Source organism: Streptomyces sp. NPDC001406 (genome assembly GCF_042895285.1).
Classification (GTDB): domain Bacteria; phylum Actinomycetota; class Actinomycetes; order Streptomycetales; family Streptomycetaceae; genus Streptomyces.
This window is the reverse complement of the sequence record NZ_JBIAWG010000029.1, coordinates 1-24,867: the sequence shown is the minus strand read 5'-3', so window position 1 is coordinate 24,867 and position 24,867 is coordinate 1. Positions and strand designations below refer to the sequence as shown.

Below are 24,867 nucleotides of genomic sequence, written 5' to 3'. Positions count from 1 at the left end.
TCAGCCCTCCCCGCCCTCGGCGTCCGCCGCGCGCGCGACCAGCTTGGTCCAGGCGGTCACCACGTGCTCGCCCGCCTCGTCGTGGACCTCGCCACGGATGTCCAGGATGTCGTTCCCGGCAAGGGACTTGATCGCCTCGATGGTCGAGGTGACCGAGAGCCGGTCGCCGGCCCGCACCGGGCGGCTGTAGACGAACTTCTGGTCCCCGTGCACCACTCGGTCGTAGTCGAGACCGAGCTGCGGGTCCTCGACAACCTGTCCCGCCGCCTTGAAGGTGATGGAGAACACGAAGGTCGGCGGAGCGATCACATCGGGGTGGCCGAGCGCCTTGGCGGCCTCCGCATCCGTGTAGGCGGGGTTGGTGTCCCCGACCGCCTCGGCGAACTCGCGGATCTTCTCCCGGCCCACCTCGTAGGGCTCGGTGGGCGGGTAGGTCCGCCCCACGAAGGACTGGTCGAGCGCCATGGCCCGGCACCTCCTGATGTCTGCTGTGGTTGACCTGCTCGGCTGCCGTGACCGGCCGAACCGACCGGTAACCGGGGCTGGAACGACACGAGGCCGCCCCCCGAACTGCGGGGGCGGCCTCGTGTACGAGCCTGATTTATCGCGTCTCGCGGTGCGCGGTGTGCGCATTGCAACGCGGGCAGTGCTTCTTCATCTCAAGACGGTCCGGGTTGTTACGCCGGTTCTTCTTGGTGATGTAGTTCCGCTCCTTGCACTCCACGCAGGCCAGCGTGATCTTCGGGCGGACGTCGGTGGCAGCCACGTGAGTGCTCCTTGACGAACGGATGGGTTATTCAACGCAAGAAAGAGTAGCCGATCGAAGGACCGACCCCACAATCGGCTACTGTCAGTAGCGGTGACCGGACTTGAACCGGTGACACAGCGATTATGAGCCGCTTGCTCTACCGACTGAGCTACACCGCTTTGATGTGATCAGATCCCGCCTTGCGGCGGGAACCTCTCACACCAGAGCCCCAATACGGAATCGAACCGTAGACCTTCTCCTTACCATGGAGACGCTCTGCCGACTGAGCTATTGGGGCGAGCGATGAAGACATTACACGCTCGGCAGCCGTTCACCCAAATCCGTTTCGAGCACCCCTCCCTGACCTCTTGCACCGGCTCCCCGGCAGCCCCGTGGGCACCTCCGGACCACGCCGGTACGACTATTGCGCTCCTCCCGGACCTGTGCGGCTCGTCACCCTAGGCTCGACTCACTCTGCGTGATCTTGCGTCCCCGAGCACGGTCCCCGAGCCTTTGGCCCCCGTGGCCCCCTGGACCCCCGAGCCCTTGGAGCGCGATGCCCGACAGCCAGCCGCAGCCGCCCCATTCGTCGCCGAACTCGTCGGGTTCCCCGGGACGGTCCGACGGGGCCGCCCTGCTGCTGTGCGGGGCGCGACTCACCGACGGCCGGACCGTGGACGTGCGGCTGGGCGGCGGGCGTATCGAGGCGGTCGGGACGGCCGGCAGCCTGGCACCGGGCCCGGTCCGCGCCGCGGGCACCCGCGTGGACCTCACCGGCTATCTGCTCCTGCCCGCCCCGGCGGAACCGCACGCCCACGCCGACACCGCGCTGTCGGCCGACACCTGCGGACCGGTCTCGTACGACCCGGAGGACGTCCAACGCCGATGCACGGAAGCCGCGCTGCTGCAACTGGGCCACGGGGCAACGGCGCTGCGGGCCCATGTGCGCGTGGGCAATGTGCAGGGGCTGGGCGCTCTGGCCGCCGTACTGCAGGCACGGCGTTCGCTGCGCGGGCTCGCGGAGCTGACGGCGGTGGCGATGCCGCGGCTGCTGACCGGGGTGGCCGGGGCCGAGGGGCTCGCGATGCTGCGGGACGCGCTGAAGATGGGCGCCGCCGTGGTGGGCGGCTGCCCGGACCTGGACCCGGACCCCACGGGCTACGTCGAGACGGTCCTGGAGCTGGCCTCCGAGCACGGCTGCCCCGTCGACCTGCACACGGACGCCGCCGACCCCGCGCGTCTGGCCCGGCTCGCGGCGATGGCGGGCGGTCTGCGCCCCGGCGTGACCCTCGGCCCCTGCGCCGGTCTGGCCCGGCTGCCCGCCGAGGCGTCCTCCCGCGTCGCGGACCAGCTCGCGGCCGCCGGGGTCACGGTGGTGTGCCTGCCCCAGGGCGGCTGCGGGGGCGTCGACCGGCGGGGTACGGCTCCGGTACGACTCCTGCGGACCGCCGGGGTCCGGGTCGCCGCCGGCAGCGGGGCCCTGCGGGACGTCTCCAACCCCGTCGGCCGGGGCGACCCCCTGGAGGCGGCCTACCTCCTGTCCTCCCGCTACGGCCTGCGTCCCGAGGACGCCTACGACGCGGTGAGCACCTCGGCCCGCACGGTCCTCGGCCTCCCCGAGGTCCGCGTGGAGGCCGGCTTCCCCGCCGAACTCCTCGCCGTGCGGGGCCACCATCTGGCGGGCGCCCTGTCCCTGGCGTACAGCCGGATCGTGGTGCACCGCGGACGCGTGGTCGCCCGCACCAGCGCGGTACGGGAGTACTGCAACTCGGCGGTGGCGGCGGAACTGGGGCTGCCGCGGCAGGGGCGGGGGCAGGTCTCGTAAGCCCGGGGCCGCGGAGCCGGCCCTGGTGCGGCCGCACGGCCCCGGCCTCCGCACGGCCCCGGCCGCCGCACCGCGGTCGGTCGGATCCGGCGGATGAGGCGCCGCGGGCGTACGGTCGGAACCATGCGCATTGTCATCGCTGGTGGTCATGGTCAGATCGCGCTGCGGCTGGAGCGGCTGCTCTCCGCGCGCGGGGACGAGGTCGCGGGGATCATCCGCAAGGCAGAGCAGGGCAATGACCTCCGGGAGGCGGGCGCCGAACCGGTCCTGCTGGACCTGGAGTCGGTCTCGGTGGAGGAGGTCGCGGCGCATCTGCAGGGCGCGGACGCGGCGGTGTTCGCGGCGGGCGCCGGCCCGGGCAGCGGTGTGGCCCGGAAGGAGACCGTGGACAAGGGCGCGGCGACGCTGTTCGCGGACGCGGCCGTCCGCGCGCGCGTACGCCGTTTCGTGGTCGTCTCCTCGCTGGGCGCCGATCCCGCGCACCAGGGCGACGACGTCTTCGACGCGTATCTGCGGGCCAAAGGCGAGGCCGACGCGTATGTGAGCCGACTGGACGCCCTGGACTGGACGATCCTGCGCCCCGGTTCCCTGACGAACGACGCCGGCACGGGTCTCGTACGCCTGGAGGCGCACACCGGCCGCGGCATGATCCCGCGTGACGACGTGGCCGCCGTACTGGCGGAACTGGTCGACACCTCGGCGACGGCCGGTCTGGTCCTGGAGCTGATCGGCGGGTCGACCCCGGTGTCGGTGGCGGTGAAGTCGGTGGCCGGGAACTGAGGCCCTACGCCCGGCCTGTGACGCAGCTCACCCCCTGCAAAAGTCAAGGCTGCGGCGGCACAGGTAACCTCCAGCCACCTCGCAGGTAAATTCCAGCCAGCCAACAGGTAAAGTCCCACCACCCTCTTGAGAGAACATCCATACGCATCGGCTTCCGGCCCGCGGCCACCTCATCGCGCCGGTCAGCGAGTCCGTGCTCGGGGATGTTGAGTTGCCTGGAGCCCGCGAAGTGTCAGCATCTCCCTTGCCCGCTCGGTTGCGCACCGCAGCGGCACGCCTCCTCCTGCCCACGGTGCTCGCCCTGTCGTACGCCGTACAGGCAGCGGGCGCCTTCCTCCCCAGCGTCCCCCTGCTCGCCGGCGCCACCGCCGTCGGGCTGGCGGCGGACTTCGCACTGCACCGCTGGCAGCGGAACCTCGCCGCCGCCCTCGGCAAGCTGCACGCGACCGTGTTCGTGCGCCAGGTCGTCCGGGACCTGCTGATGGTGGCCGGCCTGATCGTCATCGAGGATCAGGACTACGAGAAGAAGTACCTGGCTCTCGTCTGCGGTCTGCTGATCTTCTACGCCCTGCACTTCGCGTGCCAGGCGGTGGCGATCCTCGTACGCCGCACCCGCACCCTGCCCGTGGTGACCCGGAACATCGACGCCTCGCCGCTGCGGCTGAGCCCCGCTCCCCCGGCGCTGCTGATCCAGCGCTCCGGCCAGCGGCTCCTCATGTTCAGCCTGCCCTCGACGGCCGGCCTGCTGACCGACGCGGCGGGCGGCTCGCCCCGGTGGGCCGCCGCGGGAATCGCCGTGTCCGCCGCCCTCGCGGCGGTCGCCGTCGGCATGCTGCTGCTGCGACTGCGCCCGGGACGCGGGCCGGTGACGAGCGAACAGGCGCTGGAGTGGTTCGAGGCCTGGCTCGCGGAGTACCGGCCGACGGTGGGCATGTACTTCTCCGGCGGCACGAGCTCGGCCTACCAGGCGAACATGTGGCTGGAACCGCTGGCCCGGCTGGAGGGCCGCCCGCTGATCGTGCTGCGTGAGCGCTTCATGGTGCGGAAGATCTCCTCCACCGACATCCCGATCGTGTGTCTGCCGAAGGTCGCCGACCTGATGCGGCTGGAGCACTCGACACTGAAGATGCTGATCCATCCGTCGAACTCGGGGAAGACCTCGCAGGTGCTGCGGATCCCCACCATCAAGCACGCGTTCGTCAACCACGGCGAGAGCGACAAGCTGTCCAGTTGCAATCCGTACGCCAAGGCGTACGACGAGGTGTGGGTGGCCGGTCCCGCGGCGCGCGAGCGGTACGCCCTGGCGAACGTGGGTGTCGACGACCGGGACGTGGTGGAGATCGGACGCCCGCAGCTGGACGCGATCGCGCCGTACGCCGGTGCGCCCACGGGCCCGTACACCACGGTTCTCTACGCGCCCACGTGGGAGGGCTGGGACGGCAACCCGGGCAACACCTCGGTGATCGAGGCAGGCGAGAACATCGTCCGCGCCCTCCTGGCCGATCCGGGGGTCCGGCTCCTGTACAAGCCGCACCCGCTGACCGGCTCGGTCGAACCCCGGGCGGCGGCCGCGAACACCCGGATCCAGGAGTTGATCCGCGCCGCGAACGTCGTACGTACCGCGGAACACCCCACGGAGCGGCCCGCGCCCGCCGCGGCGGAGGAACTGACCCGCCGGACGGCCGAACTCGACCGTCTGACCACGTCCGCGTTCCGGGAGAGCGCGGACGACGCGGAGCGGATGCTGCTCCAGTCCGTGCCGGAGCCCGGCCGGGCCGCGGCCGTGGCCGCCGCGACCGCCGCCTGGGAGGCCGCGTACTGGGCCTCGTTCCCGGCGTGGGAGCACCGGATCATCACCGAGGCACGGCCGACCGTCTATGCCTGCTTCAATGTCGCCGACGTGCTGGTCAGCGATGTCTCCAGCGTCATATCCGACTATCTGGAGAGCGAGAAGCCCTACGCCGTCGCCAACACCAGCGGCCTTGCCGAGCAGGACTTCCGCGACACGTTCCCCACGGTCCGGGCAGGCGCCGTCCTCACTCCGGACGCCTCCGGCATACCGGCCCTGCTGGAGTCCGTACGCCACCCCGCGCAGGACACCTACGCCGAGGCCCGCACCGAGCTCAAACTGCACCTGCTCGGCCCCTCCGACCCGCCGTCCGTCGTCCGCTTCAACGAGGCGGCCCGCACACTGAGCGCGAAGGCCGAGGAACGGGCGGGCATGGCGGTACGAGCACTCGCCGCGATCCCGAGCCAGCGGGAGGCCGGGTCACCACTGGACAGCGAGCCCCTCAAGGGCTGAGCCCGGGGGCGAGTACGCCGTAGCAGCAGTACCGCCTGGAGGAGTACCGCGCGGGCCACCACTCGGGCGGTACGTCACCGGACCAGAGTTGAGTACGGGTGCTCATGCGCGTCCCCACCGGCCGCGGCACCCTGCACCCATGACCGACACCGTCTCAGCGCCGGAACGCCGGCGCCCCTGGTCGCGCAGAACACGCCTGGGCGTGGACCTCGCCCTCGCGATCCCACTGTTCCTGTTGGAGACCGCGTGGCTCGTGCTGGACTGGATATACGGCGTCGGCCTGGAGGTATGGGCAGCGCAAGGCGACCAAGCACGGATCGACGCGGCCGACCTCGCGCACATCGAGCGGGTACGGACGCTGCTGATCGCCGTACTAGTCCTGGCAGTTCTCGCGGGAATCTTCCGTGCCCGCTGGACTGTGATCGCACACCTGCTGGTGGCCCTCCTGGCAGGCGGAGTGCTGGCGGCGGCGCGGCATGAGTGGGACAACAGCCATTCCCCGTCGCCCGGTTGTATCCGCTACAGCGCGAACTGCTGAGGCAACCGGGCGCGGATAGGGCCACGTTGTCGCCTGTTGCCGGCCCCGGATCCGCCCGGAACAGCGTGAGACAAGTCACCCTGTTTCGATTCCACTCGAAAGATCGCCCCCGAACACGAAGAGACCCCCTCCACTCCGCGTTTCCGCAGAGTGGAGGGGGTCATCCCCAGTGTGGCGGCGCCAGGATTCGAACCTGGGAAGGCTGAGCCGGCAGATTTACAGTCTGCTCCCTTTGGCCGCTCGGGCACACCGCCGGGGTTTGCTGCCCGTCGCACCGCTATTCGGCGGTGCTCCCTGGCAACGACGTAAACAATACCCGATGCACAGGGGTGCTTCGCCACTCGATTGATCGGCACTCTCGGGGCGCGGGATGGCTAGGCTGGTGCGGATGCGGACCGGCCCTGTGCCGGGGTCGGCGGCCACCCCCACGCACGCCGACACGCACCCGATACGCACCCGGATACAAGGAGCCACAGGACATGGCCGACTCCAGTTTCGACATCGTCTCGAAGGTCGAGCGGCAGGAGGTCGACAACGCCCTCAACCAGGCCGCCAAGGAGGTCTCGCAGCGCTACGACTTCAAGGGTGTGGGCGCCTCGATCGCCTGGTCCGGCGAGAAGATCCTGATGCAGGCGAACTCCGAGGAGCGGGTCAAGGCGATCCTCGACGTCTTCCAGTCCAAGCTGATCAAGCGGGGTATCTCGCTGAAGGCGCTGGACGCGGGCGAGCCCCAGCTCTCCGGCAAGGAGTACAAGATCTTCGCGTCGATCCAGGAGGGCATCTCCCAGGAGAACGCGAAGAAGGTGGCGAAGATCATCCGTGACGAGGGCCCCAAGGGTGTGAAGGCCCAGGTCCAGGGCGAGGAACTGCGGGTCAGCTCCAAGAGCCGCGACGACCTGCAGGCCGTGATCGCGCTCCTGAAGGGCCAGGACTTCGACTTCGCACTGCAGTTCGTGAACTACCGGTAGTCCCGGCGGCGAGCACGAGGAAGGGTGGGCACCAGGCGGTGCCCACCCTTCTCGCTGCCGGCTGCGGTCCCAGAGGCGCGCTCAGTCGCGCGAGTTGCCGAACAGGATGCGGTAGAGGATCAGCAGGACCAGCGAGCCGCCGATCGCGGCGGCCCAGGTGGCACCGTCGTAGAAGTTCTTGGTGATCGGGTGGTCCAGCCAGCGGGCCGAAATCCAGCCCCCGATGAACGCGCCCGCGACGCCGATGAGCGTCGTGCCGATGAAGCCGCCGGGATCACGGCCCGGCAGCAGGAATTTCGCGATGGCTCCGGCCAACAGTCCCAGGATGATCCAACCGATGATGCTCATACCGTGAACCTGCCCTCTCGCGCTGTGTCCGCACTGTCCCGGCCCTGTGATCTGCGTTCGGGCCGGCTGTGCCGCGCAGTCCGTGCCGCGCGGCCCGTAGCGTGCGGTGGTCCGGGGTGTCCGTCGCGCGCGTGTTCGTGCCTTGTCGATGGCGAGGACGCCGCCGGTACACCGGGCGGTTGCAGCGGTCAGTAGGGTGCGGCGCATGGCCGGCTCCGCATCCTCTCTGCGACGCACCCTGGGGGTGCGTGACGCCGTGGTCGTCGGGCTCGGCTCGATGATCGGGGCGGGCGTCTTCTCCGCCCTCGGGCCCGCGGCCCGCGCGGCCGGATCGGGGCTGCTCGTGGGGCTGGCCCTCGCGGCCGTGGTGGCCTACTGCAACGCCATGTCCTCGGCGCGGCTGGCCGCCCGGTATCCGGCGTCGGGCGGCACGTACGTGTACGGGCGGGAGCGGCTCGGGGACTTCTGGGGATACCTCGCGGGCTGGGCCTTCGTCGTCGGGAAGACGGCCTCCTGCGCCGCCATGGCGCTCACCGTGGGCGCGTACGTCTGGCCGGGGCAGGCGCATGCGGTGGCCGTCGCGGCGGTGGTGGCGCTGACCGCGGTGAACTACGGCGGCATCCAGAAGTCCGCCTGGCTGACCCGGGTGATCGTGGCGGTGGTGCTGGCGGTCCTCGCCGCCGTCGTGGTGGTGTGCCTCGCCTCCGGGCAGTCCGACGCAGGGCGGCTGGACGTCGGGGTCTCGACGGGCGTGGGCGGGGTCCTTCAGGCCGCGGGGCTGCTGTTCTTCGCGTTCGCCGGGTACGCGCGGATCGCCACCCTCGGCGAGGAGGTACGGGATCCGGCACACACCATTCCCCGCGCGATCCCGCTGGCGCTGGGCATCACGCTCGCGGTGTACGCGTGCGTGGCCGTCGCCGTCCTCTTTGTGCTGGGCGCCGACGGTCTCGGGCACGCGAGCGCGCCGCTGGCCGACGCGGTGCGGGCGGCCGGGGCCTCGGGGCTGGTGCCCGTGGTGCGGGTGGGAGCCGCGGTGGCCGCACTGGGGTCGCTGCTCGCGCTGATCCTGGGCGTGTCCCGGACGACGCTTGCCATGGCCCGCGACCGTCATCTGCCCGCGGCCCTCGCCGCGGTGCATCCGCGTTTCCAGGTGCCGTACCGGGCCGAGTTGGCCGTGGGCGCGGTCGTCGCCGTGCTGGCCGCGACCGTGGACGTCCGGGGCGCCATCGGCTTCTCGTCGTTCGGCGTGCTGGCCTACTACGCGGTGGCCAACGCCGCTGCCTGGACGCTGAGCCCGGCTCTCCTGTCGCGCGCGCTGCCGGCTCTGGGCCTGCTGGGGTGCGTGACCCTGGCGTTCGCGCTGCCGGCCGCCTCGGTGGTGGCCGGGGCGGCCGTACTGGCCGTGGGGGCGGGGGCCTTCGGCGTACGGCGGTGGGTGGCGGCCCGAGCCCGATAGCCCCCGATAGACCCCGATAGCCCGACAGGAAGGGCAGGAGGGGCGCGAAGGCGGCTTCCCGACCCGCCCCTCAGGACCCCGGTCCCCGCGCGGTCAGCGCGTCGCGAACGGCTGGTCCGTCGGCACGATCTCGCGGCCCAGCGGGAGCAGCGATACGGGGATCAGCTTGAAGTTGGCGATGCCGAACGGGATCCCGATGATCGTGATGCACAGCAGCACGCCCGTGACGATGTGGGCGATGGCCAGCCACCAGCCGGCGAGGATCAGCCACAGGACGTTGCCGATGCAGGAGCCGGCTCCGGCGTCACGGCGCTCGACCGTCGTGTATCCGAAGGGCCACAGGGCGTAGACGCCGATGCGGAAGGCCGCGATGCCGAACGGGATGCCGATGATCGTGATGCACAGAAGTACGCCCGCGAGCAGATACCCCAGGAACAGCCAGAACCCGCTCAGGACGAGCCAAATGACGTTCAGGATGGTCTTCACTGGTTGCGACCTGCCATCTTCTCTAGCCGAGCGATCCGGTCCGCCATCGGCGGGTGCGTCGAGAACATCTTGGTCAGTCCCTGGCCCGGACGGAAGGGGTTCGCGATCATCATGTGGCTCGCGGTCTCGATCCGGGGCTCGGGGGGCAGCGGAAGCTGCTTGGTGCCGGCGTCCAGCTTGCGCAGCGCGCCGGCGAGGGCGAGCGGCTCGCCGGTGAGCTGGGCGCCCGAGGCGTCCGCCTCGTACTCCCTGGAGCGGCTGATGGCCAGCTGGATGAGGGAGGCCGCGAGCGGGCCCAGGATCATGATCAGCAGCAGGCCGAGCAGGCCGGGGCCGTCGTCGTCGTCCGAGCGGCCGATCGGGATGAGCCAGGCGAAGTTGACCAGGAACATGATCACCGAGGCGAGGGCGCCCGCGACGGACGAGATGAGGATGTCGCGGTTGTAGACATGGCTGAGCTCGTGGCCGATGACGCCGCGCAGCTCGCGCTCGTCCAGGATGCGCAGGATGCCCTCGGTGCAGCACACGGCGGCGTTGCGCGGGTTGCGGCCCGTCGCGAAGGCGTTCGGCGCCTCCGTCGGGGAGATGTACAGGCGGGGCATGGGCTGCCGGGCCTGGTTGGAGAGGTCGCGGACGATGCGGTACAGCGCCGGGGCCTCGAACTCGCTCACCGGGCGGGCGCGCATCGCACGCAGTGCCAGCTTGTCGCTGTTCCAGTACGCGTACGCGTTGGTGCCGAGCGCGACCAGGACGGCGACGATCAGGCCAGTGCGGCCGAAGAAGCTGCCGATGACGATGATGAGTGCGGACAGTCCCCCGAGGAGTACTGCCGTCCTGAGCCCGTTGTGCCGGCGGTGCACGGTACGCCCTCCAAGTGGTGCAGCAGGGGAACCCTTTGTTTGCTGAGCTGCTTGCTGGTGTCCGAAGCCACTGGTGCCGTGGTGTCACGTCCAGTGGACCCTCCCGCACTGGTCAACGCCAGGCGGCGGCCACTAGTTCCCTTGTGCGTGCGTTGCCGTGCATGGGCCGTCCGGGTGACGGCGGCCGTGGCCGGCACGCGCGCGTGGGGCGCGGGGCCTGCCCACGCGCGCGTGAGGAGGGCTCAGAACAGGCCGGTGGCCGCGAAGCGCAGCACCAGTTGGGGGGCTCCGGACAGGACGACACCGAGGACGGCGGTGACGGTGATCGCAGCCGTGAGCGGGGCGGGGACGCGGTGCCTCGCGGGCTCGCCCTCGGGGGCGCGGAACAGCAGGGCCGTCCACTGGAGGTAGTAGAAGAGCGCGATCACCACGTTGACGGCCATGACGACGGCCAGCCAGCCCAGGCCCGCGTCGACGGCCGCCGAGAAGACGGTGACCTTGGCGAACAGGCCGATGATGCCGGGCGGCAGTCCGGCGAGGCACAGCAGGAAGAAGGCCAGGGTCAGCGCGGCGAGGGGGTTCGACGCGTAGAGGCCGCGGTAGTCCGAGACGCGGTTCAGGTGCTTCGTACGGCCCACCAGGGCGGCCACCGCGAAGGCGCCGAGGTTCACCGCGCCGTACATGAGGGCGTAGGCGACGGTGGAGCCGATCGCCTTCTGGCCGTCCTTGACGTACGCGGCGGCGGCGATCGGTACCAGGAGGTAGCCGGCCTGGCCGACGGAGGACCAGGCGAGCAGCCGTACGGCGCTGTACGCGCGCGTGGCCTGCTGGCGCAGGGCGCCGACGTTGCCGACGGTCATGGTGAGGGCGGCGAGCAGGGCGAGTGCCGGTCCCCACACGTCGCCGTACGACGGGAGGGCGACGACGGTGACGAGGATCAGGCCGGAGAAGCCGACCGCCTTGCCGACGACCGACAGATAGGCGGCGACGGGGAGCGGGGCCCCCACATAGGTGTCGGGCACCCAGAAGTGGAAGGGGACGGCGGCCGTCTTGAAGGCGAAGCCGACGAGGGTGAGGACGACCCCGGTCTGGGCGAGCGTGTGGAGCTGCCCGTCGACGTGCTGGATGCGGTCGGCGATCCGGGTCAGGTAGAGGGTGCCCGTGGAGGCGTACACGAAGCTGATGCCCATCAGGCTGACCGCGGTGGCGGTGACCGAGGACAGGAAGAACTTCAGGGCCGCTTCGGAGGACTTGCGGTCGCCGTGCCGGATGCCGACGAGGGCGAACGCGGGCAGGGAGGCGACTTCCAGGGCCACGATGAGCGTGGCGAGGTCGCGGGAGGCGGGCAGCAGGGCGGCGCCCGCCGCCGAGGACAGCAACAGGAACCAGAACTCCCCTTCGGGGATGTTCCTGCGGGCGTCCTTCAGCGCGGTGACCGACAGCAGCGCGGCGAGGAGGGCGCCGCCGAGGACGAGGAACTGGATGACGAGGGTGAACCGGTCGGCCGTGTAGCTGCACGCGCGCGGGTCGCCGGTGAGGCAGAACGTGCTGCGGTCGCCGTCCAGAAGGGGCAGCAGCAGGAGCGCCGAGACGGCGAGTCCCGCGACGGAGACCCAGCCGAGGACGGCCTTCCTGGCGTCGGGTACGAACAGGTCGGCGACGAGGACGGCGAGTCCGACGACCGCCGCGGCGGTGGGCGGGGCGATCGCGAGCCAGTCGACGGACTGGACCGCCGACGCTGCCAGCGGCTGGGCCAGGGCGCTCATCGGGTGCCTCCTGCGAGGAGCTGCTGCACGGCCGGATCGGTCAGGCCGAGGAGGACCTTCGGCCACAGTCCGGCGACGACGGTGAGGGCGACGAGCGGGGTCCAGGCCGCGAACTCGTACGTGTGTACGTCGGCGAGCCTCGGCATGTCCTGCGGTACGGCGCCCATGCAGACGCGGCGGACCACGATCAGCATGTACGCGGCGGTCAGCAGCGTGCCGAACACGGCGATGGACATGAACGTGAGGAACGCGGGCCGGCTGAGGTCGGCCGCGGGGTTGAACGCGCCGAACATGGCCAGCATCTCGCCCCAGAATCCGGCCAGGCCCGGCAGGCCGAGCGAGGCGACCGCGGCGAAGGCCAGCAGACCGCCCAGGCGCGGGGCCTTGCCGTACAGCGCGGCGCCCGTCTCCTCGGCCAGGGCGTCGAGGTCGGTCGTGCCCGTGCGGTCCTTGAGCGCACCGACCACGAAGAAGAGGAGGCCGGTGATGAGGCCGTGCGCGATGTTGGCGAACAGCGCGCCGTTCACGCCGGTCGGGGTCATGGTCGCGATGCCGAGCAGGACGAAGCCCATGTGGCCGACGGAGGAGTAGGCGATGAGCCGCTTGAGATCGCCCTTCGCGCCCTGCTTGGCGAGGGCCAGGCAGGCCAGGGACCCGTAGATGATCCCGACGACGGCGAAGGCGGCGAGATACGGCGCGAAGGTGCGGAAACCGTCCGGCGCGATCGGCAGCAGGATGCGGACGAACCCGTACGTGCCCATCTTCAGCAGCACGCCGGCCAGCAGGACCGAGCCGACGGTCGGGGCGGCGGTGTGGGCGTCCGGCAGCCAGCTGTGCAGCGGCCACATGGGCGTCTTGACCGCGAGCCCGATCCCGATCGTCAAAACGGCGATGACCTGCACGGATGTGGTCAGCGACCGGCCGTTGTCAGTGGCGAGTGCCACCATGTCGAATGTGCCCGCCTTGATCCCGATCAGGAGCAGGCCGAGCAGCATGACGACGGACCCGAGCAGCGTGAAGAGGATGAACTTCCAGGCGGCCCGGGTGCGGCCCTCGCCGCCCCAGCGGGCGATGAGGAAGTACATCGGGATGAGCACCATCTCGAACGCGAGGAAGAACAGCAGCAGATCGAGGACGGCGAAGGTCGCGAGCGTGCCGGACTCGAGGACGAGCAGCAGGGCGACGAAGGCCTTCGGGGTCGGCCCCGCAGGCATCTTGAAGTAGGAGTACAGCGCGCACAGGAAGGTCAGCAGCGCGGTCAGGACCAGAAGGGGGAGGGAAATGCCGTCGATGCCGAGGTGGATCCGCACGTCGAGTGCGGGGATCCAGCTGATGTCGGTCGTGGCCTGCATCTTCGACGGCTGGTCGTGGTCGAAGCCGAGCGCGAGGGCGATCGCGGCGACGAGGATCGCGCCGGTGACGGTCACTCCGTGCCGGAGCACGGCCTGCTCGGGCGACTTCCCCTTCAGCCCGGGCGGGGCGGGCAGGAGAGCGGCGACAGCGCCGAGGAGCGGGCCGACGACGACGAATGCCAGAAGGAACTGCATCACGGACTCGTTGATATCGATCACGCCTGCTCACGCTCCCGTGGCGACGAGGAGGACGGCGACCGCCAGGACGACGGTGCCGGCGAGCAGCGCGCTCACATAGGTCTGCACATTGCCGGTCTGGGCGCGCCGTACGGCGGCCCCGAGCAGGCGGGGTAGTTCGGCCGCGCCGCGTACGTAGGTCTCGACGACCTCGCGGTCGAGGAACTGGACGAGACTCGCTCCGGCGCTGACCGGGCGGACGAACAGCGCCGCGTACACGGCGTCCAGGTGGAAGCCGACGGCCGCGTGCCGGTACAGCGGGCCGAGCAGCAGCCGTCCGGGATCCGCCGGGTCGGGTGCGTAGGCCACGTCGCCGTAGGCGGGCTTGTGGCTGGCGATGGCCTCCGCCTCGACGAGCCCGGCGTCGCCCTCGGGATGGGCGGCGACGGCGCCCAAGGGGACTCGGGCAGCGAGTGCGCCGGTCCGCTGCCAGGCGCCGTAGGTGACGAGGACGCCGACCAGGGCGAGGCCCGTGCCGAGGATCGTGGTGACCGGGGTCGGGTTCAGTTCGCGGCCGTCGAACCAGTCGGGCAGCACGCGGTAGGCGAGCCCGCCCATGGCGATCGACGGGACGGCGAGGACCCACAGCACGAGGGTCATCGCCAGGGGCTGCTTCCCGTGGTCCGGGGCCTCGGCCCCCCGTCCGCGGAAGGCGAGCAGCCACAGGCGGGTCGCGTAGGCGGCGGTGAGCAGGGCCGTGATCAGACCGGCGACGAGGACGATCCAGCCGGCGCTGCCGGGAGCGTGCTCGGTGTGGCCGGTGGCGACGTGCTCGGCGGCGCCGAGGACGGACTCCTTGGAGAAGAAGCCGCTGAACGGCGGGATGGCGGCGAGCGCGAGGAGCGCCACGGTCATCGTCCAGAAGGCGTCGGGGACGCGGTCGCGCAGATGGCCCATGCGGTGCATGGCGGCCAGCGAGTTGGTGCCGGCGGCGTGGATGATCACGCCGGCCGCGAGGAACAGCAGCGCCTTGAAGGCGCCGTGGGACAGGAGGTGGAAGACGGCGGCACCGCGGTCGCCGACGGCCAGGGCGCCGGTCATGTAGCCGAGTTGGCCGATGGTCGAGTAGGCCAGGACCCGTTTGATGTCGTCCTGGGCGAGTGCGGCCAGGCCCGAGCCGGCCATGGTGACGGCGGCCATGACGGCGAGTACGACCATCGCGGCCGCGGAGGCCTGGAAGACCGGGAGGAGACGGGCGACGAAGTAGACACCGGCGGCGACCATCGTCGCGGCGTGGATCAGCGCGGAGACGGGGGTCGGACCGGCCATCGCGTCGGGGAGCCAGGTGTGCAGCGGGAACTGCGCCGACTTGCCCGCGACGCCCGACAGGAGCAGCAGGGCGATCAGGGTCGGGTGGTCGAGCCCGCCGCTCGCGACGGTCCCGAGCACCTTGGTGATCTGGAACGAACCGGCGTCGGTGGCCAGCGCGAACAGGCCGATCAGGAAGGGGACGTCACCGAGCTTGGTGACCAGGAAGGCCTTGATGGAGGCGGCCCGGGCCTCCGGGGTCTCCCAGTAGTGGCCGACCAGGAAGTAGGAGCAGATGCCCATGACTTCCCAGCCGACCAGCAGCACGATCAGGTCGCCGGAGTAGACGACCAGGAACATCGCGGAGGTGAACAGGGAGACGAGGGCGGCGTAGGAGGGGTAGCGAGGGTCGTCCCGCAGGTAGCCGGTCGAGTAGATCTGCACACAGGTGGCGACGACGCCGACGAGGATGGCGACGAGGGCGGCGAAGCCGTCGATGTACAGGGCCAGTTCGATCGGGATGGAGCCGGTCGGCGTGAGCTCGGTGTGGGCGGTGACGGCCGCGTCGCCGCCCTGGCGCACGGCGACCAGCACGGCCAGCACCAGTGCGGCGAAGGTCGGCAGGACGGCGAGCGGGCGGACGAATCCGGGGGCCGTGCGGCCCAGCAGCAGGCCGGCGACGGCGCCCAGGAACGGCAGGAGGGGGACGAGGACGGCGAGGGTGGTCGTGGTCACGCGGTGGCCTCTGCCTTCTCGGCCGCGAGGGCGTCGCTGTCGGGGCCGTCGGCCTCGGGGCCCTCGGCGGTGTCGCGGAGGCGGTCGATGTCGGAGGTGCCGCGGTTGCGGTAGACGGCGAGGACGATCGCCAGGCCGATGCCGATCTCGGCGGCGGCGATGGCGATGGTGAACAGGGTCAGGGCCTGGCCTGAGTGCAGGGTCTCCTGGGCGGCCTTGCTGAGCCACACGTCGAAGGCGACCAGGTTGAGGTTGACGGCGTTGAGCATCAGCTCGACGGACATCAGGACCAGGATCGCGTTGCGGCGGGCGAGGACGCCGTACAGGCCGGTGCAGAAGAGGAGGGCGGAGAGCACGGCGGGATAGGCGAGGTGCATCAGCGGACACCTTCCTTGTCTGCCTGGCCGCTGCGGCTGCCGGGGACCTGTCCGCCGGCCGGGCTGGCCGCGTCCGCCTTCGCCTTGCGGGACAGGACGATCGCGCCGACCAGGGCGGCGAGGAGGAGGACGGAGAGCGCTTCGAAGGGGAGGACCCAGTTCTGGAAGAGGCTCTGGCCGGTGACCTTGGTCGAGCCGGCGGCGGCGCCGCCCAGGTCGATCCAGGTCGTGCGGAAGGCGTCGACGACCACCCAGACCAGGGCGGCCGCGGCGGCGCCGGCCACGGTGAGGGCGGCCCAGCGGTTGCCGGAGTCGGCATCCGGGGAGCGGCCGATGGGGGCCTTGGTGAGCATCAGACCGAACAGGAGGAGGACGACGATGGAACCGACGTAGATGAGGACCTGCACCCAGGCGATGAACTCGGCGGTGAGCAGGAGGTACTCGACGGCCAGGCCGCCGAGGGCGACGACGAGCCACAGGGCGGCGTGCACCAGCTGCCGGGTGGTGACGGTGACCAGGGCGGCGCCGAAGGTGGTCAGGCCGACGAGGAGGAAGGCGATCTCGACACCGTTCGGGGAGAGGAAGCCGTGGGGTGCGGCGGCGAGGCTCACGCGTCCCCCTCCTGAGGCTCGGCCTGCGCGGCCGCGAGCTTCTCCGCGCTCTTGCGGGCGGCGGAGAGTTCCTTCGGTTCCTCCGCGGCGGGGTCGAGGGCGGGCGGGGCCGGGACGGTCCACATCCACTCGCGGAGTTTGTCGCGCTCGTGGGTGAGTTCGCGGATATCGGTCTCGGCGTACTCGAACTCGGGGGACCAGAACAGGGCGTCGAAAGGACAGACCTCGATGCAGATACCGCAGTACATGCACAGGGAGAAGTCGATGGCGAAGCGGTCGAGGACGTTGCGGCTGCGCTCGCGGCCACCGGGGGCCACCGCCGGGACCGTCTCCTTGTGGGAGTCGATGTAGATGCACCAGTCGGGGCACTCGCGGGCGCACAGCATGCAGACCGTGCAGTTCTCCTCGAACAGGCCGATGACGCCGCGGGTGCGGGGCGGCAGTTCGGGCTGGACGTCCGGGTACTGCTCGGTGACCGTCTTCTTGGTCATCGTGCGCAGGGTGACGGCCAGGCCCTTGGCGAGGCCGGAGCCTGGGAAGGGGGACATCAGGAGATCACCACCTTGACGATGCCGGTGAGGGCGATCTGGGCGAGGGAGAGGGGGACGAGGAGGGTCCAGGAGAGCTTCTGGAGCTGGTCCTCGCGCAGGCGGGGGTAGGTGACGCGGAGCCAGATGACGACGAAGGCGAGGATCGCGGTCTTCAGCAGGGTCCACAGCCAGCCGAGGCCTTCGGCGCCCCAGGGGCCGTGCCAGCCGCCCAGGAAGAGGACGGTGGTCAGGCCGCACAGGACGATGATGCCCGCGTACTCGGCGAGGAGGAACAGGGCGAAGCGGAGACCGGTGTACTCGGTGTACGCGCCGAAGATGATCTCCGAGTCGGCGACTGGCATGTCGAACGGCGGCCGCTGCAGCTCCGCGAGGCCGGCCACGAAGAACACCATCGCGCCGGTGATCTGCCAGGGCAGCCACCACCAGTGGAAGGCGCTGACGATGCCGGGGAGGGAGACCGTGCCGGCCGCCATCGCCACCGAGGCGGCGGCGAGGAGCATCGGGAGTTCGTAGGCGAGGAGCTGGGCGGCGGTGCGCAGGCCGCCGAGGAGGGAGAACTTGTTGGCGCTGGCCCAGCCGGCCATCAGCGAGCCGAGGACGCCGACGCCCATCACCGCGAGCACGAAGAACACGCCCGCGTCGAGGACCTGGCCGACCGCGCCCTCGCCGGGGCCGATCGGGATGGCGAGCAGGACGAGCAGGTACGGCAGGAGCGCCACGGCCGGGGCGAGTTGGAAGATACGGCGGTCCGCGCCGGCCGGGACGACGTCCTCCTTCTGCGCGAACTTCACGCCGTCGGCGATGAGCTGGGCCCAGCCGTGGAAGCCGCCGGCGTACATCGGGCCGAGGCGGCCCTGCATGTGGGCCATCACCTTGTGCTCGGTCTGGCCGACGATCAGCGGGAAGGTGAGGAAGACGACGAAGACGGCCAGAAGTCGCAGGGTGACGTCGAGCACGTCGTTCACTGCGGGCCTCCGGTGCGATCGTCACGGTTCTGCTCTTCAGGGGCGGGGCCGACCGCGGGGGCCTGCTCACCGGGGGTAGCCTCTTCCGGCTCGGGGACCGGAGAGGCCGACTCTTCTTGCGCGGGAGCCTCGGGGGGCTCCGGTGACGGGATCGTGGGCGTGGACGTGGGCGTAGCCTCCGGCTCACGCTCCGTCGTCGCCGTGGGTTCCGTCTCCGCCTCGGGTTCCGTCTCCGTCTTGGGCTCGGTTTCCGCCTTGGGCTCGGTTTCCGCCTTCGGCTCCGGCGCCGCCTCGTCGAAAGCCGGGCGGGCGTGGTGCCAGGGCGCGTCCGAGCTGCGGGCGGCGGTGGGACGTGCGGACGGCCGGGTGGGGGCGCCCGGTGCCGATGGTTCTGCCGACGCCGCGCGCTGCGAGGCCGAGCCTCCCGACGCGCTCCGCGCCCGGCGCGGCCCCGCGGCAGCCGCAGACTCCGGCGCCCCCGTCGGCTCCGGCTGCTCGGTCGGACCGGTCGGCTCGGTCGGCTCGGTCGGCTCGGTCGGCGCAGTCGGGGCAGTCGGGGCAGTCGGGGCAGTCGGGGCAGTCGGGGCAGTCGGGGCAGTCGGGGCAGTCGGGGCAGTCGGCGAAGGCTGCTGCTGTGCCGAAGTCGGCTCCTGGACCCCCTGGGACGCGGAACCCTCGCTCGCGCTGCGTGCCCGGCGTGCGGGACCGGTCGGGGTGGCGGTCTCGGCGGGCGGAGCCGGGCTCGCCGCGGCGGTCTCGGCGGCCGGCGTCTCCGGTGTCGGGGTCTGGCTGGCCGAGCCCTGTGCCGCCGTGCGGGCACGTCGTACCGGCCGCTCCCCCGCCGCGCGGGCGGGGCGCTCGCCCGCGGTGGCGCGGGCGGGGCGGGCCGGAGCAGGAGGGAGCTGGCCCTTCAGGGGGCCCCACTCGTTGGGGTCGGGGACGCCCGGCGGCAGCATCTGGCGGCGCTTGGGGCCGCCGTGGTCGGACTCGCCCGGTTCCTTCGCGCCGGGCCAGGCCTTGGCGACGCGTGACGCGAGGACGAAGTCCTTGCGGAGGGGGTGGCCCTCGAAGGTCTCCGGGAGGAGGAGGTGGTCCAGGCCGGGGTGGCCCTCGAAGTCGACGCCGAACATCTCGTGCGTCTCGCGTTCGTGCCAGCGCGCGCCCGCGTAGACGCCGACGGCGGAGGCGAGGACCGGGGTCTCGTGCGGGACCGTCGTGCGCAGCAGCAGACGGCGGACCGGGAACAGGGCGACGACGTGCGCCGAGACGCGGAAGCCCGCGCCCGGTTCGTCGACCGCGCTCAGCCAGTCGAAGTAGGTGCAGGACAGGGTCGTACGGGCCGTCTCCAGGGCGGTGAGCCAGGACGACGGCGGGACGTCCACCGTCAGGACCTCGTACGACTCCTCGGCCGTGGCCTCCGCGCCGAAGAGGTCTTCGACGGGGGCGGGCAGCCAGCCGACGGTGGTCATCTCGCGTCCCCCTCCGCAACGGGCGCCTTCACCAAGGGGCTCTGCAGCGCGGCCGCCGAAGGGCGCGAGGCACCAGTGGCGCCGTACCGCTCCTCCAGGGACTCCCTGGCGATCTTCTCCTGCAGCTTGAGGATCCCCTGGAGCAGCGCCTCGGGGCGCGGGGGGCAGCCGGGGACGTAGACGTCCACCGGGATGATCTGGTCGACGCCCTTGGTGACGGAGTAGGAGTCCCAGTAGGGGCCGCCGCAGTTGGAGCAGGCGCCGAAGGAGATCACGTACTTCGGTTCGGGCATCTGCTCGTACAGGCGCTTCACCGCGGGGGCCATCTTGTCCGTGACCGTGCCGGAGACGACCATCAGGTCGGCCTGGCGCGGGCCCGGCGCGAAGGGGATCACGCCCAGGCGGATGAAGTCGTGGCGGGCCATCGACGCGGCGATGAACTCGATCGCGCAGCAGGCGAGGCCGAAGTTGAAGACCCAGAGCGAGTAGCGGCGGCCCCAGTTCAGGACCACCTTCATGGGCTCGGGAGCCAGGCGGGCGAGCGCGCCCAGCCGCTTCGGTTCAGGAAGCAGCACCGGCTCGGAGAGCGAAGGAGTCGCATCCGGCGTCGTGTTCGTCACGTCCATGCCAGGACTCCCTTCTTGTATGCGTACAACAGACCCACGGCAAGGAAGCCGAGGAAGATGAACATCTCCACGAGCGTGGTCGCGCCGTAGCCGGGGGCGGCGAAGATCGTCGCCCAGGGGAACAGGAAGATCGAGTCGACCGCGAAGATCACGTACAGAAAGGCGTACACGTAGTAGCGGACCTGGGTGTGTGCCCAGCCCTCACCTACAGGATCCACGCCGCACTCGTATGTCAGAAGTTTCTCTGGTGTGGGGACCACCGGCCGCAGCAGGCGTCCCGCGCCGAAGGCGACTCCGACGAAGAGCACGCCCACAAGAGCAAGCAGTCCCACGACCGAATAGGACTGGAAGTACCCCGCCGCGACGGTGGTCGAGCCCCCCAACGTCTCCCGCAACGTCCGTCCCTCGCTCCCTGACCTGGTGACTTCGGTGAACTCTTGATTCGAACGATCTGTACGCACGGGAGTCTAGGCCCTGATAAAGGGACCGTAAGCAGCCTGTCACGGCGTGAGACGCCAGGGTGGGGTTTTCCCCAGGAGACCCCTGCGGCGAACTTCATGGCGCCATCGCGCGACGCACGGCACGCTAACCGGTATGACCGCTCCCACCCCCTCCGCCGGCGTCGCGCGGGCCGACGGCGACGAACAGCTGCCACCGGTCCGTTTCGCCTATGACCGGCACACCTGGAAGGAGATCGCGCATCTCCTGGTGAACCTGCCGATGACGTTGCTCGGGTTCACCTACGCGGTCACCGCGCTGTTCGTGAGCGGCATGCTGACGGTCACCGTGGTCGGCTTCCCGCTGCTCGCGGGCGCGCTGCTGGGCGCACGGCACCTGGGGAAGCTGGAGCGGGCGCGGGCCCGCGGGCTGCTCGGGGTGCGGGTGGAGGAGCCGAGTCCGCTGCCGCTCGGCAAGGGCGGCGGGCTGCTGCCGCGGCTGTGGCTGGCGCTGAAGGACCCGGTGGGCTGGCGGACGCTGCTGTACGACCTCATCAGGCTGCCGTGGGGCATCGTCACCTTCGTCACGGTGCTGACCGGGCTGTTCGTGCTGTGGCCGGTGCTGCCGTACATCGTGCGGGGGCTGTCGAACGTGGACCGGGTGATGGTGCGCGGGCTGCTCTCGCCCTCCGACGAGCTGGAACGCCGTATCGCCGAACTGGAGTCCGATCGCGGGGTCGTGGTCGACACCGCGGCCGCCGACCTGCGGCGCATCGAGCGCGATCTGCACGACGGGGCGCAGGCCCGCCTGGTCAACCTGGCCATGGGGCTGGGCCTGGCCAAGGAGAAGCTCCTGGAGGACCCCGATTCGGCCGCGGCGATGGTCGCGGAGGCGCACGGCGAGGTGAAGCTGGCGCTCCAGGAGCTGCGCGACCTGGCCCGTGGCATCCACCCCGCCGTACTGACCGACCGTGGCCTGGACGCGGCCCTGTCCTCGGTCGCCTCCCGCTGCACCGTGCCCGTGAAGGTGACCGCCGACCTGGAGTCGAGACCGGCCGCCGCGATCGAGGGCATCGCCTACTTCACCGTCTCCGAGCTGCTGCAGAACGTCAGCAAGCACAGCGGGGCGCGGTCCGCCTCGGTCGACGTGTGGCGGGCGGAGGACCGGCTGCTGATCCAGGTGTGGGACGACGGCCGCGGGGGCGCGCGCCTGGACGGCGGCAGCGGGATGCGCGGTCTCGCGGACCGGCTGGGCGCCGTCGACGGCCTCTTCGTCGTCGATTCGCCGCCCGGCGGCCCGACCACGGTCACCGCCGAGCTGCCCTGGCGGGACCGGAGCCAGGCCCCCCACGGGGAGTAGGGAAAACCCCCCGGACAAGACGCCGACGGCCTCCATGGTCCGCGGACCTGCGGCGCAGCAGGGTGGGGGTACGGCAACACAGCCGCCGGACGAGGAGAACGGACGACGCCGATGGCCACGGAGTACGGACAGGGGTACGGGCACCACAGCGGGCCCGGATTCCGGGACGCGGACGAGAGGGAGCGGCACCTGCCCGCCGCCCTGCGGGCTCCGTTCGAGGCACGCAGCTGGCGGGAGTTCGGCTACGTCCTGCTCAGCTTCCCGATCAGCACCGTGTTCTTCGTGTTCGCCGTGACGATGGTGTCGCTCGGGGCGGGCCTGCTGGTGACGTTCCTCGGGATCCCGGTGCTGGCGGCGGCGCTGGCCGGCTGCCGCAGCTTCGGGGCGCTGGAGCGGGCGCGGGCCCGCGGGCTGCTCCGCCTCCAGGTGGCCGACCCCGAGCCGCTGCGGATGCGCAAGCCCGGCGCGCCGGCCTGGATGGGCGCGGTCCTGAAGAGCGGCACGTCGTGGCGGCACCTGCTGTACGCGCTGCTGCACTTCCCGTGGGCGGTGTTCTCGTTCGTCGTCGCGGTGAACTTCTGGGCGTACGGCTGGGCGCTGCTGACGTACCCGCTGTGGTTCTGGCTGTTCCCGATGTACGGCGGACAGGGCGGCCTTCAGCTGTACGGCGACGGGACCCACAGCATCTATCTCGACAATCCCTTCGAGATCACCGTCACCGCGTTGGTGGGCCTGCTCTTCACGCTGGCCACGCCGTGGATCGTGCGGGCGCTGACGCTGGTGGACCGGCTGATGGTGCAGGGGCTGCTCGGACCGTCGCAGCTGGCGACGCGGGTGGTGGAGCTGGAGTCCGACCGGGGGGTCGTGGTGGACACGGCGGCCGCCGACCTGCGGCGCATCGAGCGGGACCTGCACGACGGGGCACAGGCGCGGCTGGTGGCGCTGGCCATGGATCTGGGGCTGGCGAAGGAGAAGCTGACGGAGGACCCGAAGGCGGCGGCGCGGATGGTCGAGGAGGCCCACGGCGAGGTGAAGACGGCGCTCCAGGAGCTGCGCGACCTGGCCCGCGGGATCCATCCGGCGGTGCTGACGGACCGGGGGCTGGACGCGGCACTGTCCGCGGTCGCCTCGCGGTGCACGGTGCCGGTGCAGGTCGACGTGGACCTTGAGGAGCGGCCGGCGCCGGCCATCGAGGGGATCGCCTACTTCACCGTCTCCGAGCTGCTGCAGAACATCAGCAAGCACTCCCGGGCCCGCCGGGCCACGGTCGACGTGTGGCGGTCCGAGGACCGGCTGATGCTGCAGGTCGCGGACGACGGGGTGGGCGGCGCCGACGTCTTCGCGGGCTCGGGGCTGGCGGGGCTGGCCGAGCGGCTGGACGCCGTGGACGGAATCCTGGTCGTGGACTCCCCGGCCGGCGGTCCCACCCGGATCACGGCGGAGCTGCCCTGGCGCCGCTGACGGCTTCGGCTCGGCGGGCCCCACCGCCGGGCCCCACCGTGCCCCTCCCCCGGCTGCCGTGGCACGCCCGGACCACCCCACAACAAGCCGTCCGGGGAGCGGAACCCGACATGCCCCGCGCCCAATCCCGCAGCCCGGGCGCGATGAGGTCCGAATGCTGGAATGCTGGACTTTCGTCAGGGGAGCGCGGAACGAAGACGGGTTGTGGGGGCCGGAAGATCGTGGAGGACAGGGTGCGGGTGGTCATCGCCGAGGACTCAGTGCTGCTCAGGGAGGGCCTGACCCGGTTGCTGACCGACCGGGGGCACGATGTCGTCGCCGGTGTCGGGGACGCCGAGGCGCTGGTCAAGACCATCGCCGACCTGCACGCGCAGGGCGCGCTGCCGGATGTCGTCGTCGCGGACGTACGGATGCCGCCGACGCACACCGACGAGGGGGTACGGGCCGCGGTGCGGCTGCGCAAGGCGCATCCCGGACTGGGTGTGCTGGTGCTGTCACAGTACGTGGAGGAGCGCTACGCCACCGAACTGCTGGCCGGTTCCAGCCGTGGCGTCGGCTATCTGCTCAAGGACCGGGTCGCAGAGGTGCGGGAGTTCGTGGACGCGGTCGTCCGGGTCGCGCAGGGCGGTACGGCCCTGGACCCCGAGGTCGTCGCGCAGCTGCTCGGGCGCAGCCGCAAGCAGGACGTGCTCGCCGGGCTCACCCCGCGGGAGCGGGAGGTGCTGGGGCTGATGGCCGAGGGACGGACGAACTCGGCGATCGCCAAGCAGCTGGTGGTCAGCGACGGAGCCGTGGAGAAGCACGTCAGCAACATCTTCCTGAAGCTGGGGCTGTCGCCCAGCGACGGGGACCACCGGCGTGTTCTGGCCGTTCTCACCTATCTGAACTCATGAGGACCTGACACTGTGTCAGCGCACACCCGCACGAGAACCGACCAACACACGGGAGCGTCTCCATAGAAAGCCCCGGGGGGCGAGAAATCATGACAAGTCAGGGCGACGAGTCGTCTCAATGTGCCGTCCATCATGCGAACGGCCGAGGGAAGGCGACCCTAACCGACGTAGGGTTGATCCTGGGAAGGTCCATGGGACGACCAAGCCCGGACAGCCGCCTCGAAGGAGGTCCAGTTCAGTGACCAGCCAGGTCAGCAGGACAGCGGAACAGGCCGACGGAGCCGTCGTAGGAGAGCAGCGGAAACCGAGTGGCGTGAAGGATGTACGACGCCTCGATCGGGTGATCATCCGGTTCGCGGGGGACTCGGGTGACGGTATGCAGCTCACCGGTGACCGGTTCACGTCCGAGACGGCGTCCTTCGGCAATGACCTCTCGACTCTGCCCAACTTTCCCGCGGAGATCCGTGC

The 24,867-nt window shown here is 71.1% G+C and carries 24 protein-coding genes, 3 tRNA genes and 1 pseudogene; 10 read left to right on the top strand and 18 right to left on the bottom strand.

The window, feature by feature from the left end; translation table 11 throughout:
- The 4 genes from ACFY1J_RS43225 to ACFY1J_RS43210 all read right to left on the bottom strand — a co-directional run bounded on the left by ACFY1J_RS43225 (nt 1) and on the right by ACFY1J_RS43210 (nt 1,046).
- Nucleotides 1–465 carry a MaoC family dehydratase N-terminal domain-containing protein gene (locus ACFY1J_RS43225; RefSeq protein ID WP_390710259.1) on the bottom strand — a complete coding sequence of 155 codons (465 nt, stop codon included), beginning with the start codon at nt 463–465 and terminating at the stop codon, nt 1–3.
- Nucleotides 466–601: 136 nt separating this feature from the next.
- Nucleotides 602–766 (bottom strand): 50S ribosomal protein L33, encoded by a 165-nt coding sequence (gene rpmG, locus ACFY1J_RS43220; RefSeq protein WP_003948671.1) that lies wholly within the window; start codon nt 764–766, stop codon nt 602–604.
- 88 nt (nt 767–854) lie between these two features.
- A tRNA-Met gene (locus ACFY1J_RS43215) sits at nt 855–927 on the bottom strand.
- 46 nt (nt 928–973) lie between these two features.
- Nucleotides 974–1,046: transfer RNA gene (locus ACFY1J_RS43210), tRNA-Thr, on the bottom strand.
- Between the two features lie 258 nt (nt 1,047–1,304).
- Between ACFY1J_RS43210 and ACFY1J_RS43205 the strand changes: the two genes are divergently transcribed.
- The 4 genes from ACFY1J_RS43205 (at nt 1,305) to ACFY1J_RS43190 (ending at nt 6,193) form a co-directional block, all read left to right on the top strand.
- Entirely contained in the window at nt 1,305–2,573 is a 1,269-nt protein-coding gene (locus ACFY1J_RS43205) for an amidohydrolase family protein (RefSeq protein WP_390733136.1), read from the top strand.
- 123 nt (nt 2,574–2,696) lie between these two features.
- The gene (locus ACFY1J_RS43200; RefSeq protein ID WP_363293624.1) at nt 2,697–3,353 is read left to right on the top strand and encodes an NAD(P)H-binding protein; all 657 of its coding nucleotides are present in this window, start codon (nt 2,697–2,699) and stop codon (nt 3,351–3,353) included.
- Nucleotides 3,354–3,582: 229 nt separating this feature from the next.
- Complete coding sequence (locus tag ACFY1J_RS43195) at nt 3,583–5,655, top strand: hypothetical protein (protein ID WP_390733135.1); 2,073 nt, start codon at nt 3,583–3,585, stop codon at nt 5,653–5,655.
- Nucleotides 5,656–5,794: 139 nt separating this feature from the next.
- Nucleotides 5,795–6,193 carry a DUF6234 family protein gene (locus tag ACFY1J_RS43190; protein WP_390733134.1) on the top strand — a complete coding sequence of 133 codons (399 nt, stop codon included), beginning with the start codon at nt 5,795–5,797 and terminating at the stop codon, nt 6,191–6,193.
- Nucleotides 6,194–6,365: 172 nt separating this feature from the next.
- On the opposite strand, the gene ACFY1J_RS43185 is transcribed toward ACFY1J_RS43190, so the two are convergent.
- Nucleotides 6,366–6,447: transfer RNA gene (locus tag ACFY1J_RS43185), tRNA-Tyr, on the bottom strand.
- A gap of 225 nt (nt 6,448–6,672) precedes the next feature.
- Here ACFY1J_RS43185 and ACFY1J_RS43180 point away from each other — a divergent pair.
- Nucleotides 6,673–7,161: a YajQ family cyclic di-GMP-binding protein gene (locus ACFY1J_RS43180; RefSeq protein WP_263211521.1), complete on the top strand. Its 489-nt coding sequence runs from the start codon at nt 6,673–6,675 to the stop codon at nt 7,159–7,161.
- Between the two features lie 81 nt (nt 7,162–7,242).
- Here the strand turns inward: ACFY1J_RS43180 and ACFY1J_RS43175 are convergent, their stop codons facing one another.
- Complete coding sequence (locus ACFY1J_RS43175) at nt 7,243–7,509, bottom strand: GlsB/YeaQ/YmgE family stress response membrane protein (RefSeq protein ID WP_363293592.1); 267 nt, start codon at nt 7,507–7,509, stop codon at nt 7,243–7,245.
- Between the two features lie 205 nt (nt 7,510–7,714).
- On the opposite strand from ACFY1J_RS43175, the gene ACFY1J_RS43170 reads away from it, so the two are divergent.
- Nucleotides 7,715–8,965, top strand: a complete 1,251-nt coding sequence (locus ACFY1J_RS43170; protein WP_390733133.1) for an APC family permease — start codon at nt 7,715–7,717, stop codon at nt 8,963–8,965.
- A gap of 93 nt (nt 8,966–9,058) precedes the next feature.
- On the opposite strand, the gene ACFY1J_RS43165 is transcribed toward ACFY1J_RS43170, so the two are convergent.
- The 12 genes from ACFY1J_RS43165 to ACFY1J_RS43110 form a co-directional block, all read right to left on the bottom strand.
- Complete coding sequence (locus ACFY1J_RS43165) at nt 9,059–9,451, bottom strand: YccF domain-containing protein (protein ID WP_390710264.1); 393 nt, start codon at nt 9,449–9,451, stop codon at nt 9,059–9,061.
- Nucleotides 9,448–10,311 (bottom strand): zinc metalloprotease HtpX, encoded by an 864-nt coding sequence (gene htpX / locus ACFY1J_RS43160; RefSeq protein WP_390733132.1) that lies wholly within the window; start codon nt 10,309–10,311, stop codon nt 9,448–9,450. The genes ACFY1J_RS43165 and htpX overlap by 4 nt, the downstream gene beginning before the upstream one ends.
- Nucleotides 10,312–10,553: 242 nt before the next feature.
- Nucleotides 10,554–12,077, bottom strand: coding sequence for an NADH-quinone oxidoreductase subunit N (locus ACFY1J_RS43155; protein ID WP_390710266.1), 1,524 nt, complete (start codon nt 12,075–12,077; stop codon nt 10,554–10,556).
- Nucleotides 12,074–13,648, bottom strand: coding sequence for an NADH-quinone oxidoreductase subunit M (locus tag ACFY1J_RS43150; protein ID WP_390733131.1), 1,575 nt, complete (start codon nt 13,646–13,648; stop codon nt 12,074–12,076). The genes ACFY1J_RS43155 and ACFY1J_RS43150 overlap by 4 nt, the downstream gene beginning before the upstream one ends.
- A 6-nt stretch (nt 13,649–13,654) precedes the next feature.
- Nucleotides 13,655–15,649: an NADH-quinone oxidoreductase subunit L gene (locus tag ACFY1J_RS43145; protein ID WP_390733130.1), complete on the bottom strand. Its 1,995-nt coding sequence runs from the start codon at nt 15,647–15,649 to the stop codon at nt 13,655–13,657.
- Complete coding sequence (gene nuoK, locus ACFY1J_RS43140) at nt 15,646–16,026, bottom strand: NADH-quinone oxidoreductase subunit NuoK (RefSeq protein WP_390710269.1); 381 nt, start codon at nt 16,024–16,026, stop codon at nt 15,646–15,648. Before nuoK ends, ACFY1J_RS43145 begins: the two co-directional genes overlap by 4 nt.
- The gene (locus ACFY1J_RS43135) at nt 16,026–16,637 is read right to left on the bottom strand and encodes an NADH-quinone oxidoreductase subunit J (RefSeq protein ID WP_390733129.1); all 612 of its coding nucleotides are present in this window, start codon (nt 16,635–16,637) and stop codon (nt 16,026–16,028) included. The genes nuoK and ACFY1J_RS43135 overlap by 1 nt, the downstream gene beginning before the upstream one ends.
- Nucleotides 16,634–17,185 (bottom strand): NuoI/complex I 23 kDa subunit family protein, encoded by a 552-nt coding sequence (locus tag ACFY1J_RS43130; RefSeq protein WP_390710271.1) that lies wholly within the window; start codon nt 17,183–17,185, stop codon nt 16,634–16,636. The genes ACFY1J_RS43135 and ACFY1J_RS43130 overlap by 4 nt, the downstream gene beginning before the upstream one ends.
- Complete coding sequence (locus ACFY1J_RS43125; RefSeq protein WP_390710272.1) at nt 17,185–18,153, bottom strand: NADH-quinone oxidoreductase subunit H; 969 nt, start codon at nt 18,151–18,153, stop codon at nt 17,185–17,187. Before ACFY1J_RS43125 ends, ACFY1J_RS43130 begins: the two co-directional genes overlap by 1 nt.
- The gene (locus ACFY1J_RS43120; protein WP_390733128.1) at nt 18,150–19,622 is read right to left on the bottom strand and encodes an NADH-quinone oxidoreductase subunit C; all 1,473 of its coding nucleotides are present in this window, start codon (nt 19,620–19,622) and stop codon (nt 18,150–18,152) included. Before ACFY1J_RS43120 ends, ACFY1J_RS43125 begins: the two co-directional genes overlap by 4 nt.
- The gene (locus tag ACFY1J_RS43115) at nt 19,619–20,248 is read right to left on the bottom strand and encodes an NADH-quinone oxidoreductase subunit B (RefSeq protein WP_390710274.1); all 630 of its coding nucleotides are present in this window, start codon (nt 20,246–20,248) and stop codon (nt 19,619–19,621) included. Before ACFY1J_RS43115 ends, ACFY1J_RS43120 begins: the two co-directional genes overlap by 4 nt.
- Nucleotides 20,239–20,643: an NADH-quinone oxidoreductase subunit A gene (locus ACFY1J_RS43110; RefSeq protein WP_363293580.1), complete on the bottom strand. Its 405-nt coding sequence runs from the start codon at nt 20,641–20,643 to the stop codon at nt 20,239–20,241. The genes ACFY1J_RS43115 and ACFY1J_RS43110 overlap by 10 nt, the downstream gene beginning before the upstream one ends.
- A 199-nt stretch (nt 20,644–20,842) precedes the next feature.
- Between ACFY1J_RS43110 and ACFY1J_RS43105 the strand changes: the two genes are divergently transcribed.
- From ACFY1J_RS43105 to ACFY1J_RS43090, 4 genes and pseudogenes are all read left to right on the top strand, one after another.
- Nucleotides 20,843–22,045: a sensor histidine kinase gene (locus ACFY1J_RS43105; RefSeq protein WP_390733127.1), complete on the top strand. Its 1,203-nt coding sequence runs from the start codon at nt 20,843–20,845 to the stop codon at nt 22,043–22,045.
- A gap of 111 nt (nt 22,046–22,156) precedes the next feature.
- Nucleotides 22,157–23,506: a sensor histidine kinase gene (locus tag ACFY1J_RS43100; protein WP_390733126.1), complete on the top strand. Its 1,350-nt coding sequence runs from the start codon at nt 22,157–22,159 to the stop codon at nt 23,504–23,506.
- Nucleotides 23,507–23,739: 233 nt separating this feature from the next.
- Entirely contained in the window at nt 23,740–24,399 is a 660-nt protein-coding gene (locus ACFY1J_RS43095) for a LuxR C-terminal-related transcriptional regulator (protein ID WP_390710291.1), read from the top strand.
- 238 nt (nt 24,400–24,637) lie between these two features.
- Nucleotides 24,638–24,867 (top strand): annotated as a pseudogene (locus ACFY1J_RS43090) (2-oxoglutarate ferredoxin oxidoreductase subunit alpha); the annotation flags it as partial.

Coding starts and splice junctions, on each gene's coding strand:
- ACFY1J_RS43205 (WP_390733136.1), top strand. CDS start 1,305: ATGCCCGACAGCCAGCCGCAGCCGCCCCATTCGTCGCCGAACTCGTCG.
- nuoK (WP_390710269.1), bottom strand. CDS start 16,026: ATGCACCTCGCCTATCCCGCCGTGCTCTCCGCCCTCCTCTTCTGCACC.
- ACFY1J_RS43180 (WP_263211521.1), top strand. CDS start 6,673: ATGGCCGACTCCAGTTTCGACATCGTCTCGAAGGTCGAGCGGCAGGAG.
- ACFY1J_RS43175 (WP_363293592.1), bottom strand. CDS start 7,509: ATGAGCATCATCGGTTGGATCATCCTGGGACTGTTGGCCGGAGCCATC.
- ACFY1J_RS43130 (WP_390710271.1), bottom strand. CDS start 17,185: ATGTCCCCCTTCCCAGGCTCCGGCCTCGCCAAGGGCCTGGCCGTCACC.
- ACFY1J_RS43105 (WP_390733127.1), top strand. CDS start 20,843: ATGACCGCTCCCACCCCCTCCGCCGGCGTCGCGCGGGCCGACGGCGAC.
- ACFY1J_RS43115 (WP_390710274.1), bottom strand. CDS start 20,248: ATGGACGTGACGAACACGACGCCGGATGCGACTCCTTCGCTCTCCGAG.
- ACFY1J_RS43120 (WP_390733128.1), bottom strand. CDS start 19,622: ATGACCACCGTCGGCTGGCTGCCCGCCCCCGTCGAAGACCTCTTCGGC.
- ACFY1J_RS43225 (WP_390710259.1), bottom strand. CDS start 465: ATGGCGCTCGACCAGTCCTTCGTGGGGCGGACCTACCCGCCCACCGAG.
- ACFY1J_RS43155 (WP_390710266.1), bottom strand. CDS start 12,077: ATGAGCGCCCTGGCCCAGCCGCTGGCAGCGTCGGCGGTCCAGTCCGTC.
- ACFY1J_RS43200 (WP_363293624.1), top strand. CDS start 2,697: ATGCGCATTGTCATCGCTGGTGGTCATGGTCAGATCGCGCTGCGGCTG.
- ACFY1J_RS43100 (WP_390733126.1), top strand. CDS start 22,157: ATGGCCACGGAGTACGGACAGGGGTACGGGCACCACAGCGGGCCCGGA.
- ACFY1J_RS43190 (WP_390733134.1), top strand. CDS start 5,795: ATGACCGACACCGTCTCAGCGCCGGAACGCCGGCGCCCCTGGTCGCGC.
- ACFY1J_RS43170 (WP_390733133.1), top strand. CDS start 7,715: ATGGCCGGCTCCGCATCCTCTCTGCGACGCACCCTGGGGGTGCGTGAC.